11 protein-coding genes and 2 pseudogenes are annotated in these 15,602 nt (G+C 59.1%); 8 read left to right on the top strand and 5 right to left on the bottom strand.

What is annotated here, in order from left to right:
• Positions 1–189: 189 nt before the first annotated feature.
• From J1C59_RS19230 to J1C59_RS19220, 3 genes are all read left to right on the top strand, one after another.
• Entirely contained in the window at positions 190–1,626 is a 1,437-nt protein-coding gene (locus tag J1C59_RS19230) for a methyl-accepting chemotaxis protein (RefSeq protein ID WP_140916777.1), read from the top strand.
• Between the two features lie 356 nt (positions 1,627–1,982).
• Positions 1,983–2,222, top strand: a complete 240-nt coding sequence (locus J1C59_RS19225) for a transcriptional regulator (protein WP_128084318.1) — start codon at positions 1,983–1,985, stop codon at positions 2,220–2,222.
• 424 nt (positions 2,223–2,646) lie between these two features.
• The gene (locus J1C59_RS19220) at positions 2,647–4,773 is read left to right on the top strand and encodes a sensor domain-containing phosphodiesterase (protein WP_128084319.1); all 2,127 of its coding nucleotides are present in this window, start codon (positions 2,647–2,649) and stop codon (positions 4,771–4,773) included.
• Between the two features lie 36 nt (positions 4,774–4,809).
• Here J1C59_RS19220 and J1C59_RS19215 read toward each other — a convergent pair.
• Positions 4,810–5,379, bottom strand: a pseudogene (locus J1C59_RS19215) (GNAT family N-acetyltransferase).
• Between the two features lie 245 nt (positions 5,380–5,624).
• On the opposite strand from J1C59_RS19215, the gene J1C59_RS19210 reads away from it, so the two are divergent.
• The 5 genes and pseudogenes from J1C59_RS19210 to J1C59_RS19190 all read left to right on the top strand — a co-directional run bounded on the left by J1C59_RS19210 (position 5,625) and on the right by J1C59_RS19190 (position 10,352).
• Complete coding sequence (locus J1C59_RS19210; RefSeq protein WP_128084320.1) at positions 5,625–6,194, top strand: pyridoxamine 5'-phosphate oxidase family protein; 570 nt, start codon at positions 5,625–5,627, stop codon at positions 6,192–6,194.
• A gap of 248 nt (positions 6,195–6,442) precedes the next feature.
• Positions 6,443–6,724 carry an AbrB/MazE/SpoVT family DNA-binding domain-containing protein gene (locus J1C59_RS19205; RefSeq protein WP_422615491.1) on the top strand — a complete coding sequence of 94 codons (282 nt, stop codon included), beginning with the start codon at positions 6,443–6,445 and terminating at the stop codon, positions 6,722–6,724.
• A pseudogene (locus J1C59_RS19200) lies at positions 6,678–7,095 on the top strand (type II toxin-antitoxin system VapC family toxin). The gene J1C59_RS19205 and the pseudogene J1C59_RS19200 overlap by 47 nt, the downstream one beginning before the upstream one ends.
• 241 nt (positions 7,096–7,336) lie before the next feature.
• Positions 7,337–7,522: a hypothetical protein gene (locus J1C59_RS19195; RefSeq protein WP_242281399.1), complete on the top strand. Its 186-nt coding sequence runs from the start codon at positions 7,337–7,339 to the stop codon at positions 7,520–7,522.
• A 292-nt stretch (positions 7,523–7,814) separates the two neighbouring features.
• Positions 7,815–10,352 carry an excinuclease ABC subunit UvrA gene (locus J1C59_RS19190; protein ID WP_140916776.1) on the top strand — a complete coding sequence of 846 codons (2,538 nt, stop codon included), beginning with the start codon at positions 7,815–7,817 and terminating at the stop codon, positions 10,350–10,352.
• A 159-nt stretch (positions 10,353–10,511) separates the two neighbouring features.
• Here the strand turns inward: J1C59_RS19190 and J1C59_RS19185 are convergent, their stop codons facing one another.
• The 4 genes from J1C59_RS19185 to J1C59_RS19170 form a co-directional block, all read right to left on the bottom strand.
• Positions 10,512–11,351 (bottom strand): MBL fold metallo-hydrolase, encoded by an 840-nt coding sequence (locus J1C59_RS19185; protein WP_128084322.1) that lies wholly within the window; start codon positions 11,349–11,351, stop codon positions 10,512–10,514.
• Positions 11,352–11,511: 160 nt separating this feature from the next.
• Positions 11,512–12,825, bottom strand: a complete 1,314-nt coding sequence (locus J1C59_RS19180) for a CitMHS family transporter (protein ID WP_128084323.1) — start codon at positions 12,823–12,825, stop codon at positions 11,512–11,514.
• Between the two features lie 335 nt (positions 12,826–13,160).
• Positions 13,161–14,612 (bottom strand): flagellin N-terminal helical domain-containing protein, encoded by a 1,452-nt coding sequence (locus tag J1C59_RS19175; RefSeq protein ID WP_128084324.1) that lies wholly within the window; start codon positions 14,610–14,612, stop codon positions 13,161–13,163.
• Positions 14,613–14,805: 193 nt separating this feature from the next.
• On the bottom strand, positions 14,806–15,579 hold the full coding sequence (locus tag J1C59_RS19170; protein ID WP_128084327.1) for a (S)-acetoin forming diacetyl reductase: 774 nt from the start codon (positions 15,577–15,579) through the stop codon (positions 14,806–14,808).
• Between the last annotated feature and the right edge of the window lie 23 nt (positions 15,580–15,602).

The raw sequence follows: 15,602 nt of genomic DNA, 5'->3' as shown, positions 1-15,602 counted from the left end.
TTTTCTTTAACGAAATATTTTATTAATCACGATTCTATTATTTTGTCGTCAGAAACTTTTAATTTCTGAAATACCCTGCCAGGATAGAAAGCATAAAAATAGTGCGCTATATAATAACGCATTAAAGTAGATGACAAAACTCATTATTGCCTTTTTTAACTACACCAAAACAACATCAGGGAAACCCTCATGAATTCACTCAGGCATTTCACCATCCGCCGCGTTGTGCTGTGGATGATGATCGTATCCGTCGGCGTGATCGCGCTGGCGGGCGGCTACAGCAACCAGGTCGTGCGCGATATCTTTCGCCAGACGGAACGCGCCGACCTCCTGTCGCAGCAACTGAGCGTGCTGGCGCAGAGTGCTCTCGTTATGCAGAGCGGCCGCCCGGCCGAGAAAGATGCGCTCATTGCCGCGATGCCGGCCGGCCCTGAATGGGATGGTCTGCGTACAACCCTCCTGGCTGCCCCTGCAGACTTCCCGTCCGCTGCCCGCGAACAGCTTAATCAGCTGACGCAGCAGCTGGCACAAAGTCAGGCTCCGCTCAGGGCTGACCGCCGTAAGCTGGAAGGCGCACTGCTGTCCGCGCTGCTGATGTCCGTGGCATTGCTGCTGTTCTGTGACCGCTATCTGGTGGTTCATCTGGTGCGTCCGGTAGGTAAGATCCGCGCGCACCTGAAAGTAATCGCGGACGGCGATCTGACCCGTGAACCTGAAGATCTGGGGCGCAACTGCGTTGGTCAACTGGTGCCGCTGGTGAAAGAGATGCAGCACAGTCTGCTGGAAACGGTCAGTGCCATTCACGATAACGCGGCGATTCTTCATCGCGAAGCGGGTGACATTGCCGCAGGCAATGCGGACCTCTCTGACCGGACTTCGACCCAGGCTGCGGCGCTGGAGCAGACGGCGGCCAGCATGGAGGAGATCACCGTCACCGTACGCAATAACGCGCAGAACGCCCGCGAGGCGCGGGAACTGGCCGTCAGCACCACGGATACCACCCGCGAGGGTGTGGCGCTGGTCCGGACAGTCGCGACGGCTATTGCCAGCATCGCGCAGGGCTCAGAAAAAATTCGCCAGTTCACCGCCACCATCAACGGCATTGCGTTTCAGACCAATATCCTGGCGCTGAACGCCGCCGTCGAAGCGGCCCGTGCGGGTGAGCAGGGCCGCGGTTTTGCGGTGGTTGCCAGCGAGGTCCGTTCACTGGCGCAGCGCAGCGCGGCCGCCTCTAAAGAGATTGAAGAGCTGATTACCGAAACGGTCGCGCGTGTCGATGACGGCAGGCGTGCGGCCGAGAGCGCAGGGACCACGATGGAAGCGGTGCTGCGTGGCGTCGGCGGTGTTAACGAGCGCATCGGACAGATTGCGCTGGCATCGGATGAGCAGAGCAAGGGGATTGCCCAGGTGACGGTGGCCGTGGCTGAACTGGACCGCGTGACCCAGCAGAATGCGACGCTGGTTCAGCAGGTTTCTGCAACGGCTGGCAGCCTCAGTGGACAGACCGAAACGCTGGGAAGCGTGATTACGCGTTTTACCCTGCCACAGCAGCCTGCTTCTGCGGTCAGCAGGCCCGCAGCGCCCGTGGAGCAGCCGGGTGGCTGGGCCGCTTTCAGTCAGGCCTAGCCTGAACGCCCTCTCATTAAGTCCGGGCTGGCCGTATATGTATTAATCGCGGCCAGCTTTCCGGCTTATTTTAAAGATGAATAAATGCATCATTTATTTTAAGTGTTATTGACGCCGATCATCGCAAAGCCATTTTAGCGATTCAGAATGAAAATAATGATTCAAGCCGGGCAGGAATTGTCCGATGAGAACGGAAAATATAATTTCACTTAATTCCAGCACGTTTGCTGATTTTTTACGCTTTCCTGACGCGAAAAATACCCGGGATTTAAAACTTAACTCAAATTTATGTGTTGGCTGCAGGCAGATCCTTCTGCCCGGCCATCGGATCGGGGCACCGTATGCGGAGCGTTCATATGAGAAATCAGATTTTTCAGCAGCCCGTCGTTGTGCAGCACAACGTGCGTGAACTGCGTAAGGCAGCCGGACTCTCACAGGAGATTGCGGCAGAGCGGTTTGATCTCAGCCAGCGGGTCTGGCAGACCAAAGAAGCATCGAAAAATCCTGCGCTGCTCAGCCAGGGGGAATATGAGCTGCTGATGCTGCTGGCCGGAGAGCATCCCTACTATGAGCTGGTCCCGAGACCGAAAAAGTAGGATCGTCAGCCTCTGTTTTCGCTGAAGTAAAGTTATGTCAGGCCGATATATAGCTAAACGAAGCGCATTATCCCGCTCGTCTGATATGCCCCGGCCGGTTCTGGCTGGCGCGGTCCGCAAACAGGCGCTGCTGCGTCGCGACCTCTCAGCCGGGCAGAACGTGTTAACTGGCGTCCGCTTCTGGCGGCACCAGCTTTATCGGGCTCTGTGCGGCAATCTGTTGCTGCCGGGCTCACTGACGGGCCTTTCTTCCGGCAGCGGGTCGGCAGCGCAATCTGTCCGTCCTGTCTGATTGAACGTGTCCTCTTTATGCTGTGTCATGCCGGCCACAGCAGATAACATCAGAGGGGAGATGACGTTGAAACGTCCCGTTTATCATGATGCCGAGGCCGCTCGCCTCGACGCACTCAAACAGTATCATCTGATGGATACACCGCCGACCGATGCGCTGGACCGGCTCACCACGCTGGCCGCACGCCTGTTTAAGGTGCCGGTCGCCTTTGTGTCGCTGATTGATGAGAAGCGGCAATTCTTCGCCTCCCGCTACGGTCTGAATATCTCCGGCACCGCGCGTAACGTCGCCTTCTGCAATCATACGCTGGCGAAAGGCGACATCCTCTGTGTGCCCGATACGCTGAAGGATCCGCGCTTTTGCGACAGTCCGCTGGTGCATGGCTATCCCTTTATCCGCTTTTACGCCGGGATCCCGCTCTCAACCCCCGATGGTCATCACATTGGCACCGTCTGCCTGACCGACAGCCATCCGCGTGAGCCGCTGACGGCGGAGGATCGGCAGCATCTGGCCGACATCGCCGCCCTGGTGATGGATCGCATGGAGATGCACCGTCTGGAATTGCTGCGTTACACCAGCCAGCAGCGGCTTCAGGCGATTTCATCGACCTCGCCTGACGCCATTGTCTGCACCGACCTGCGGCGCGGCATCATCTTCTGGAATCCGGCCGCGACGGCGCTGTTTGGCTACACCGCCGAAGAGATGCGGGGCCAGTATGTCAGCGAGCTGATTCCGGCGCGCTGCCAGACCGATTATCGCACCGAACTGGCTCGTATCACCGCGGATGATGCGGCAATCTCTCTGCCGCGCTCGTTACAGATCTGGGGCGTGACCCGGAACGGTCGCGAATTTCCGGCCGAGGTCTCTTTTTCCGGCTGGTGTGAAGAGGGCGAGCGGCTGGTGGGAATGATTATCCGTGATGTCACGGCCCGCTATGAGAGTGAAGCGCGACTCTGTGAACTGGCCTCGCTGGATATGCTGACGCGACTCGCCAGCCGCAGCGCCTTTATGGAGCAGGTGGCTCAGCTGACCAAAGCGGGCGTGCCCTATACGCTACTGATGACCGACCTCGATGGCTTCAAGGAGGTCAATGACACGCTGGGACATGCCGCCGGGGATGCGCTGCTGTGTCACGTCGCCGAACAGATCCGGGCGGTCTGTACCAGCGCCGTAACGGCTGCGCGTCTGGGCGGTGATGAATTTGTGATCCTGCTGGCGGGTGGCAGCGCCGAAGCGGCAATCATGGCGGAAAAACTGATTGCGGCCGTGCAGACGCCGTTCCGTTATCACGATTCACCCGTTGTGGTGGGAGCCAGCACCGGGATCGCCTCTTATCCTGAGCATGGCCGCGATCCCTCTTCGGTGATGTCTGCCGCGGACCTGGCGCTCTATCGCGCCAAGGCTTCGGGCAAAGGGTGCAGCATTCTGTTTATGCCCGCATTCCGGGATGCCGAACAGCAGCGTCGTCGCTTTGAGCGCGAACTGGAAACGGCGGTACGGCAGCAGCAGTTCACGCTTTATTATCAGCCCCGCTACGACGTGGAAAGCGGCAGACTCGTGGGCTGCGAGACCCTGGTGCGCTGGCAGCATCCGACGCGCGGCTTGCTGTTGCCCGCGGAGTTCATCGGTATGCTGGTGAAGAGTCCGCTTTCCGTCACGCTCGGGGAGTGGATTATCCGCAGTGCGCTGGCTCAGGTCCGGCAGTGGCAGGTGCGTTTTCCCGCGCTTCGCGTCAGCATCAACCTGTTTCCGCGTCAGCTGACCGGACAGACGCTGGAAGCGGTGATCCGTGAAAGCGCCGGAGGCGATGCCGGTTTCGTCGAGCTGGAGGTGGATGAGCCGCTGCTGGCGGTGCTGGTGCAGGATATGCCCGCGCAGGTGGAGGCCGTGCGCCGGACGGGCGCCTCCTTTGTTATCGATCACTACGGTCGGACGCTGGGGGCGCTTAATCTGCTGCGCTACAGCTTTGTGTCGGGCTTCAAGATCGATAAGTCGCTGACGCTGGAACTGGATTCCAGTATGCGGGTGCGGATGATGTTTCGCGCCATGACCGCGCTGGGGAAAAGCCTGGGCATTCAGGTCGCGGCAGAAGGCGTGGAGGAGAAAGATCAGATCGCTTTTGTCACGACAGCCGGATGCAACGTGATGCAGGGAAATGGGTTATGTCAGCCACTCACGCCAGAGGACTTTGAGGCGATGCTGGATCAGAAAGCCCCTGTGCTGCCTGCTGTCAGCGGTTACGGCGTCACGCCACGCTGACCGGTTCGTCCTGTACGGCGGCGCGCTGGCCACTCATCAGCGTGCTGCTGGCCGGTATTCCTCTTTCAGCAAGCCGAAGATCCAGTCATCCTGCCATCTGCCGTCGAGAAAAAAGTTCTGCCGTAAGGTGCCTTCCTGAATAAAACCGGCCGACAGCAGGGTCCGGCATGATGCCGCGTTACCCGCCGTGACGGTGGCGACCATTTTACGGTAATTCTGCTGCTCAAAGCAGAAGGCGATCGTGGCCCGCAGCGACTCGCTGCCTTAGCCTTTTCCCTGCGCCTCTGCGGCCAGCAGAAAACCCGCCTCAGCTATCCCGTCTCCGCGATCGATAAACCCGCACAGGCCCACCGGAAGCCCGGAGGTTTTCTCCTCAATCACCAGACACAGCCAGTGCGGACAGCCCCTGTACCAGGCGGGCAGCCGCACATCAAAAGAGTGTGTTCTGATCTCTTCGGCGCTGCGCGGGTCGCTGATGTATTGCATCACCGATCGGTCCTGACTGACTGCCAGATAGAAAGGCCAGTCCTGCTGACGCAGCGGACGGTAGGTGAGGCGCGGTGAAGTGACCTGCGGCTCAGATTCTGGCGATGCGTCCCTAGACATGCGGTCACTTCCTGCGGATCAGTTGAGTCAGACGATGCGGCAAAAATAGCACAGTGTCGCCGACGGGCGTGAAGCGATCGCGTCACGTTGCGAGACATCCCGCAACAGAGGACATTTTTCTGTCTCCGTGTTCGCCTGAATAAACTGGCGCAGGGCTGCGTTCGTGACAGCGCTGGCAGGTCATCTTCCCGCTTCGTTGCTACGCTTAGCCGATTGCTGACGTTAACGCTGATGAGGGTAACCCAATGGATTTGAGATCGTTTGAAGCTGCCGCCTGGACGGAACTCATGGACGCGGCCGCCGATCCGCACGCCGGATTCCGGTATGTGACGCTCTGCACGGCCGATACCGCGCAGCGGCCTCAGGCGCGGATCGTAGTTCTGCGCGAATGCGATGATGCGCGCCGGAGGCTGACATTTCATACCGATGTCCGCAGCCCGAAATGGCAGGAGATGGCAGCAAATCCTCAGGTGACCGTGCTGGGATATTGCCATGAGCGTCGACTGCAACTGCGCCTGGCCGGGCAGGTTCACTGTTATGCGGCAGGCAGTGAGATTGCCCGGCGCATCTGGCGTGCGCTGCCGTCGCATACCCGGCAGACATACCACGGTGGACCGCCGGGCGAGGTGCGGGCAACTGCGTCTCTCACAGATGAATCGACGGAACCGGAAGCCGGAGAATCCCGCTTCGGCGTGGTGATCGTGCAGGTCGTTTCGCTGGACGCTTATCAGCTCCAGCGGAACGACAACCAGCGCGCGCTGTTCCGCTATGCGGCTGACGGAGTATTGCAGGCAAGCGAATGGATCAACCCGTGAGATGGTCTGCGCGAGGGGAGTCGCGCTGACGGGCGGTGATTTTCTGACTACTTATCGAAGAAACTGCCGCCTGCTCACGGTGAAAAGGCGGAGCAGGCCAGTGTCCTGGCGGGGATCGTAAAAATTGTTATCTGGGACTTCACATCTGCAAGGGATATGTTCAGGTTAAAATTTATCCTGTAATCAACCTCAGCCCATACCTGATACGGACAAGTATTCTGAGAAACATGAACGCAGGGGAATCCACTATGAGCATCGTATCTATTGTCAGGAAGGGTAATCACCGTGCTATTCGTCTGCCCCGCGATCTGGATTTTGAGGGAGTCAGCATCCTGGCGATTATCCGGGGAGGGGACAGTATCATTCTGCATCCGGTTCGCCCGACATGGACCTTGCTCGAATTTGAGAGGGCCGAACCAGTCTTTATGACAGTACGTGAGGATGTAGTGATAAAGGACGATCCGACCTGTGAAAAACGTCTGGATGTTCGACACATGTATCAGTTCGTTCATCATGCGCGAGCAGCCTGACGCTCTGCTCAGACGCCTGGAGCAGGCAGTCTTTCGTAATCAGCGTATTTGTTGTCTTTGCCATTACCTACTCTGAAATGCGCTTCGGTGCCACCGGCCCGAAGGCCTCTCCGCATCATACTCCATTGGTTGACGCGTTTTGTGCCCGACTTTATGCCATCCTGCCCTGGGATCATGCTGCATTAGAGGCGATCACAAACATTCGTGTCGCGCTGCAGCTTGCCGCAGCGCTTATCGAGCCAAACGACATGGCCATTGCCGGTCATGCCATCGCTGCTGGTGGTGCCGTACTGGTAACAAACACTGTTCGGGAATTTGAGCGAATGCCTGGCCTGATGCTGGAGGCTTGGGCAAATCAAGCCTATGAGTAACAGTTTGGTGTGAAACCACTTCCATCGGGTCGTCGCGGTAACATACAGATTTGGCAATCTCTGTTGAATTTGTTGGTACACATGCCAGGTACAGCAGCCAAGTCGCCGGAATGATGGCGATATGAGGCTTGAGTCAGTCAAACCTGTTCACAATAAAGCAGATTATCAGGCAGCGCGGGCGGCTGTTTCTCCCTTGTTCAACAATGAGCACTCACTCAAGTGAAGCGGGGGATTTACGGACGTGGCTCTGCCTTTTGAACAACATGAGCAGGAAGATTCGCCGATCGAGGCATCCGATCCGGCAACGGCGATCAAATTTTGCATGAAGCAGCCGAGGCTGGCTGCAAGAGAGCCGCTAGCGGCGACTGAACAGCCTGATTGCGTTTATGACGTGCTGCCCAAAGGGCGCGAGCTGCCCTTGCAATGATCCGGACTCTCCATGTGGCGGGTGCGTGAACCTGTCAGATTACCGGTTACGGGTCCAGTCAGTGTATATCTCCTGACTTATGAGGTGAGTGCCGGTTAATGCGGCATTGCCCGCCTCTCCCCCCATCAAACACCCCCTCCGCGTTGTACATCCCGGGATCCCTGACTACCCTTGCCTGGGTGCCGAGGCCGGATCGGGCCGCATCGCCTGAACACCCAATCGGCCATCACCACTTTCAGCAACTATCGGCAGGCGGCTCTTAGCCTGCCGGAGATGATCAAGCAGGGACATCATGAGAGAAAAAAGCTCCACCGATCCTTACCGCGCTGATGAGCATATTGACCCTTATGTCTCGGTTCAGGGTGCCAGAACACACAATCTCAAAGAGGTGTCGCTGCGGTTCCCCCGGAATGCGCTGGTGGTCTTTACCGGGGTCTCCGGCTCGGGTAAGTCCTCACTCGCTTTTGATACCCTCTACGCGGAAGCGCAGCGCCGGTTTATTGAGTCGGTATCGCCACATGCCCGCCGTCTGATCGATCAGGCAGCTGCGCCGGATGTAGACAATATCGACGGGCTTCCGCCCGCGGTGGCGCTTCAGCAGAGCCGTACCGGAGCGCAGGAACGTTCTACGGTAGGCAGCCTGACCCGCATTTCCGTCACGCTGCGCCTGCTGTTTTCCCGAGCGGGCGTAAGGCCAGAGGGCGTGCCCTTCATGACGGCCGACTATTTTTCCCCCAACCATCCCAAAGGCGCCTGTCCGCATTGTCAGGGACTTGGCCGGGTGCATACCGTCAGAACCGAAGCGATGGTGCCGGATGAATCACTCAGCATCCGCGAAGGCGCGATTGCCTCATGGCCCAGAGGCTGGCACAACAAGAATCTGCGCAGCATTCTGGAGACGCTCGGCTATGACGTCGATGCGCCCTGGCACACGCTTTCATCCCGCGATCGGCAGTGGATACTGCTGACCGATGAACAACCCTCAGTGCCGATTTTTGTCGGGCTGAACGCGGCGCAGCGGGAAAAAGCGCTGGCGGCGGGCGAAGAGCCCGCCTATACCGGCACCTACACCAGCGCGGCAAAAATCGTGCTGCAGGGCTATGCGGGTGGCAGCGAAGCCACGAAGAAACGGCTGGCGCGCTTTGTGACGGTCGCGCCCTGTCCGGAATGCCACGGCAAAAGGCTTAACCGGGATGCGCTCTCTGTCACCTTTGCCGGTGAGGATATCGCCAGCCTGAGTGAACGCCCGGTCTCTGAACTGAACGAACGGCTGAAACCCTACGCACAGGGCACATCACCGGACATGCCCGCTGAGGCGGCGCTGCGCGAGGCAGTGATCCGGATGGCCTCCGATATCAGCACGCGGCTGGGGCAGCTCGAGATGCTGGGGCTGGGGCATCTCGCGCCGGGGCGCCGTACCACGCTGCTGTCCTCTGGCGAACTGCAGCGCGTGCGGCTGGCCACCCAGCTGATTTCCCGTCTGTTTGGCGTGCTCTACGTGCTGGATGAGCCGTCTGCAGGCCTGCATCCCGACGATGTCCGATCGCTGCTGGCCTCCCTGAAAAATCTGGTCCGGGCTGGCAACTCGCTGGTTGTCGTCGAGCATAATACGGACCTGATTGCCGAGGCGGACTGGCTGGTGGAGGTCGGGCCGGGTCCGGGCAGTCATGGCGGCGCAGTCGTCTATAACGGCGAGCCAGCCGGACTGGAAGAGGTCGGCGCTTCCCCGACCGCGGAATACCTCTTTGCCCGCAGCTACAGCGGGCTGCGTCAGCGTCACCCTGCTGAACACTGGCTCAGGCTGGAACAGATCGCCTGTAACAACATCAACGGGATTGATATCGCTATCCCGCTGGCGAGAATGACGGCAGTTACCGGGATTTCCGGCTCGGGGAAATCCACCCTGCTGAATCGCGTGCTGCCCGAAATGCTCGGACGTTTTGATACCCCGCCTGACAGCGAAGAGGGCGAGGAGGAGGAGCCAGTACCGGACGTGACGGGGCAGGTTATCAGTGGCGGTGACGCCATCGGCCGGCTGGTCAGGATCGATCAGCGCCCGATTGGTCGGACGCCACGCTCAAATCTTGCCACCTATACCGGATTTTTCGACATTATCCGCCGACTCTTTGCCGACACGCCCGCCGCCAAAGCCAGAGGGTTCAGCGCCAGCCGCTTCTCATTTAACCTGCCTGCCGGGCGCTGTCCGGCGTGTGAAGGGCAGGGACAGATCTCTATCGAGCTGCTCTTTATGCCGAGCGCGACGGCAACCTGCTCGGTCTGTGGGGGAAGCCGTTATAATCCCGAAACGCTTGAGGTGACATGGAATGACCTCACGATTGCTGATGTGCTGGCGCTCACCGTCGATGAAGCCACCGAGCGGTTCCGGGAGTACGACGGCATCCAGCGCTCCCTGAAGGCGCTGACGTCGCTGGGTCTGGGTTATCTGACGCTGGGTCAGCCCGCCACCGAACTCTCCGGTGGCGAGTGTCAGCGCATCAAGCTCGCCTGGGAACTGCAGCGCGTGCAGCGAACCGCTACGCTTTATTTGCTGGATGAGCCCTCAACCGGCCTGCATCCCTCGGACATGGATAAGCTCCTGATCGTACTGGATGAGCTGGTCACACGCGGCCATACCGTGGTGATGGCGGAACATACGATGCGGATTGTGGCCGAGGCGGACTGGGTGATCGATCTGGGGCCCGGTGCCGGGCTGAAGGGCGGACGGGTTGTCGCTGCCGGTTCACCGGAAGCGGTCAGCCGCGCGGAACAGAGTCTTACCGCCCCCTGGCTTGCTGCGCAGCTGAAAAAGCGGGCGGGCGATCCGGCGTAAGCTGATTGCACGGGATGCCGCTGCGGCTGAGACGGCTGGACCCTCAGGGCTCGGGCGTCCGCATCTGAGCCCGTCACTCAGGCGATGAACACGAGGCCGCTGGACGGCATAGGTCACCCGATCACGCTGCCGCCCGGCTCAGGGAAGAGCGATAGGTTATCAGCGCAGCGGGGCATTACCCTGCAATCCATCCAGTTCGCGCGCGTCGTGACTGCAGAAAAAGGTAATGTCGCCGCCGTGCTGGCAGGAGAGCGCCCGCAGTCGCTGCTGGTTATGCCGCCTGGCCCGGTTATCCATTCCCATCATCCACTGATAAAAGCGCAGCCCCGGTGTACAGTGCCGTGTCTGCTGACGCATCTCCCCGCGATAAAACCAGGCATCGCCGCCGTGCAGCAGCCAGCCATCGGGCTGCCGGATGGCGATACCCGCGTGTCCCGGCGTATGGCCTGCCAGCGGCACCAGCAGAATCTCTGGCGGCAGATCACGCAGGCGGTTAACGGCCTCAAAGCCAAACCAGGTTTCCCCCTGCGGCTGATAGGTCTCCCACTGGCTGATCCCGCCCCATTGTCCGGGACGGTAACGTTCACGCGACAGCCAGCTATGCCGCTGATGAGCGGTATCGACCTCCTGCTGTAACAGATGGAGACGCGCCTGCGGAAAATCGGTCAGTCCGCCAGCATGGTCGAAATCGAGATGGGTCAGAATAATATGGCGCACGTCTTCCGCCCGGAATCCCCGCGCCGTGATCTGTGACAGCGCGGTGAGTTCGTCACGTCGCTGAATGTTGTTCAGTGCACGGAAAAAGCCGGACAGACGGCTGCCGGGCGCATGAATATCCTGCCGCCCGAATCCGGTATCCACCAGCACCAGCCCGTCGCGATCGGTCTCGATCAGCAGACAGTGGCAGACAAGATGCGCCTTAAGGCCTCTGCTGAATCCATCGTAGAACGCGCCGCCCAGCGGGCACATACAGCCACAGTTGAGATGGTGAATTTTCATCGAAGCTCCACAGCGTTAACGGAATATGACCAGAGCCTGGCGCCGTCCGGCGCGCAGATCTCCGTCTGGCTGTAGAGTGTAGAAAGGGTTGAAACAGTAGGCGGAGCGGTGAGGCGGATAACCGGGCAAAAGTGTCGGTTATCCGCCATAAAACCGACGATTAACGGTGGAACAGCGGGAAAGCGCCGGTGATCAGGCCGCCCGCCATCAGGACGAGACTGACCAGAATGCCCCATTTGATGGCGAAGCGCTGGTGGTCACCGATATCGACCTTCGCCAGGCCCACCAGCAGGTAAACGGACGGCACCAGCGGGCTCAGCAGGTGGAACGGCTGTCCAACGATGGATGCGCGGGCGATCTCTTCTGCGGTAATGCCGTAGCTGGCCGCCGTCTGCGCGATAACCGGCAGAATGCCGAAGTAAAAGGCGTCGTTCGACATAAAGAAGGTAAACGGCAGGCTGACCAGCGCGGTAAAGAGCGCCAGATAAGGCCCGAAGCTGTGCGGGATCACCGCCAGCAGGCTCTTCGCCATCGCATCGACCATACCGGTTCCGGAGAGGATCCCCGTGAAGATACCGGCGGCAAAAATCAGCGAGGTCACCGCCAGTACGTTCCCGGCATGCGCGCTGATGCGGGCTTTCTGCTCTTCCAGCGTCGGATAGTTGAGCATGACCGCAATCGCAAACGCCAGCATAAACAGGATCTGAATCGGCATTAAGCCGATGACCAGCAGCACCAGCAGCACGGTGGTCAGAATGAAGTTTGGCCAGAACATCTTCGGACGCCGGTTGGCGGCGCACTCTTCGGCATCGCCCAGGCCCAGCTCGATGCTGTCCAGGTGATGCTCTTTCATGCTCATCACGCCTAAACGCTTACGCTCACGCAGGCCAAACAGCACCGCCATCGCCACCAGGCTGACGCACGCCAGCAGCATGGCAGGCAGCATCGGAATAAAGATGTCGAGGGCATCGATGCGCAGCGCCGCAGCGGCGCGGGCCGTCGGTCCGCCCCATGGAGACAGGTTCATGATGCCGCTGGCGAGGTTGACCAGGCAGGTCATCATCAGCACGTTCATACCCAGCCGGTGATAGAGTGGCAGGAAAGCGGCGATGGCGATCATATAGGTGGTTGAGCTGTCACCATCCAGCGAAACCAGCAGGGTTAAAACTGCGGTGCCGACCAGCACTTTGAGCGGGTCTCCGCGCACCAGCCGGAGAATAAAACGCACCAGTGGATCGAACAGTCCGGCATCGATCATCAGACCAAAATAGAGAATGGAGAAGGTCAGCATCACACCGGTGGGGGCCAGTTTTTTGACGCCATCCAGCATCATGGCACCCAGGCCCGCGTGGAACCCGCCGATCAGCGCAAACAGGGTGGGGATCAGGATCAGCGCAATCAGGGCAGACATGCGCTTGGTCATGATCAGATACATGAAGCAGACCACCATGGAAAAACCCAGTATCGTCAGCAAAATAACAGCCCTCGCAATGGTGTAAAAGTTATAGAAAAGTGTTGTTCAGGCAGGAGAATTCAGGTAATTGCTTAGCCTGGTAACGATTAAGCTGTTGTTTTAATTAACCCTGCTCAGAGAGCTGATAGTAAAGAGTTATCCGGATTTAGCATTTATTTAACAAAGAAAGGTGATCGCCGTCATTCTTAAACGGTTCTTAAACGAGATTGTGTGATCGGGATCAAACGCAACGACAGCGTGAGCCGGCAGTCAGGACCAGAATAGCGTGGGATTGAAAGAGGTAGCGCCGGTGCGGGAAGAGAGGGCTGAGGAGAATGCTCAGCCCTTTCAGAAGGTTAGCTGCCTAACAATTGAATGATCATCTCCGGCGTTTTATTGGTCATTTTGCTGACGGCCGTCTGACCCTGCTGAATGATCTGGCTGCGCGCCAGCTGGCTCGCTTCTTCAGCATAATCGGCATCCTGAATACGGCTGCGCGCGGCGGCGGTATCCACGCCCTGCTGCGCTAACACGTTACGGTTCGACTCGTAGCGGTTGATCTTAGCGCCATAAAGGGACTGATATCCGCTGACCTTCGCCAGCGCGCCATCCAGCGCCTTCATCGTGACACTGATATCACCACTGGTCAGCAGCGTGGTGTTGTTCAGCCCCAGCGCTTTAGTGTCTGACGGCGTCGCGGGAATGCTATCCGACTGCACCGGCTGACCGTAATCGGCGCTGGTGATCACCTCCAGCGGGCGGCTCTGATGGGGCGGAGTCGCGGGCACGCCTTTGGGCTCCGGCAGATTTCCCCAGGTCAGGCTAGCGGTGAAGGAGCCGTTGCCAACGACCACCACAATCAGATCTTCAGTGACGGTATCCAGCGAAATGCGCTCCAGCCGGGTGCCGGTGATGGTGCCGTTATTGAATTCACCGCTGGCGACATCTTCATAGCGATCGCCGTCACCGCTGTAGGTGATGTTCATGCCGTTGTAACTGCCGCTGTTACTGCCCGCCAGCGCCCAGCTTGCTCCTCCCTCCACCAGCTGTGAGCTGTCATAGGTCGCGCCGGGGGTGAAACCGTTTTTGCTGGTCAGCAGCCGGGCATCCGCCGTTGTCGCATCGCTGATGCCTTTGCTGCTCCAGGTGTAGTCGGGAGCTGCGCCGTCCAGCGGCGTTCCGGCCAGGTGCTTCCCGTCACGGGTAAACAGCTGAAGGTCATCATCCTGTCCCAGGGAGTCGATGGTGATGGCAATCCCCGTCGATCCTGCCGGAATATAGGCCAGCGGGATCACGCCGGAGGTAAACGAGTAGCTTTTGCCCGCGACCGGAAATTTTGTGTTTATCGGATCGACGTTGCCCAGCTTCGCGGGAGGCAGATCGGGATTATTGGTCGCCAGCGGATAGCGGCCAAAAATTTCGGTCTGATCGGCAATGTCGTTGATGCCTGCCAGGATCTGCTGATACTGGTCGTTCACGCTCTGCCGATCGGCGTCGGAGAGCGTGCCGTTCGCGGCCTGAACGGAGAGTGCGCGCGCCTGGACCAGCATATTCACGATGCTGTTCAGGCCGCCATCGGCGGTCTGAGAATAGCTGATTGCGTCATTAAGGCCCCGGGCCACCACCGCATCGGCGTTGACGTTGGCTGTCATGCGGTTGGCAATCGCCTGACCTGCCGCGTCATCTTTCGCACTGTTAATCCGCATCCCTGATGATAAGCGTTCAATCGTTCGTCCCAGAATCGACTCTGTGCTGTACCGCGCATTGCTCACTTTAGCGGCGGCATCGTTATGATTGATAGTTAACATGGTCGCTTCGGACAGGGTGAGGAGTCTCAGTTTTATCGGCAGGGTGATAAGTAGCTTTAATGGCTGTGGCGGCAGAATGCGCCTGAAAAGGGCAACGCATTGATGATTAACCGCTTTTAAGATAAAAAAAATTAACGTTTTTCCCGCACGGAAAGGGTGCCTGCTGCGCCAGCGCGCAACAGGCGAAGAGGCATCAGTTAAATACCATGCCGCCATCGATCAGCAGCGACTGACCCGTCATGTAATCGGAGTCGGGACTGGCGAGATAGGCCACGCAGGCGGCCACATCCTCCGGCTCAGAGAGGCGGCCCAGCGTAATGCGTTTCGCAAACGCTTCGGTGCCATAACCGGCCGGTTTTCCGGCTGCTTCAGAGATCTGCCGGTCTATCTCTTCCCACATGGGCGTTCTGACAATGCCCGGACAGAACGCATTGACCGTGATACCGGCCGGGGCCAGGTCGCGGGCAGCGGTCTGTGTCAGGCCGCGCACCGCAAACTTACTGGAGCTGTAAACCGCCAGATCCGGGTTACCGACGTGACCCGCCTGGGAACAGGCGTTGATGATCTTGCCGCCGTGGCCCTCTGCGGCGAAGGCCTGAATCGCAGCCTGCATACCCCAGATCACCCCTTTGACATTGACGTTGTAGACCCTGTCGATCACCGCTTCGGTGATCTCCGCGATGGGCGTGGAGGGGGCGATACCGGCATTGTTGACGATGACATCAAACCCGCCCAGCGTGCGACGCGCCTCCTCGACGGCGGCCATGACCTGATCGCGCTGCGCGACATCCACCTTCAGGGCGATCGCTTTGCCGCCCTGCTGGTTAATCTTCTCCGCCACCTGGCGGGCGGTCGCCTCGTTGAAATCGGCCACCGCCACGGCCAGGCCATCTTTCGCCAGACGCAGGGCGATCGCTTCGCCGATTCCCTGGCCTGCGCCAGTTACCAGTGCCACTCTGTTTTTCATCATCCTTTCCTTATTCACATGAG

It is taken from the genome of Pantoea deleyi, assembly GCF_022647325.1.
Classification (GTDB): domain Bacteria; phylum Pseudomonadota; class Gammaproteobacteria; order Enterobacterales; family Enterobacteriaceae; genus Pantoea; species Pantoea deleyi.
The sequence above is the reverse complement of the archived record's forward strand: the minus strand, read 5'-3'. Positions and strand labels throughout refer to the sequence as shown.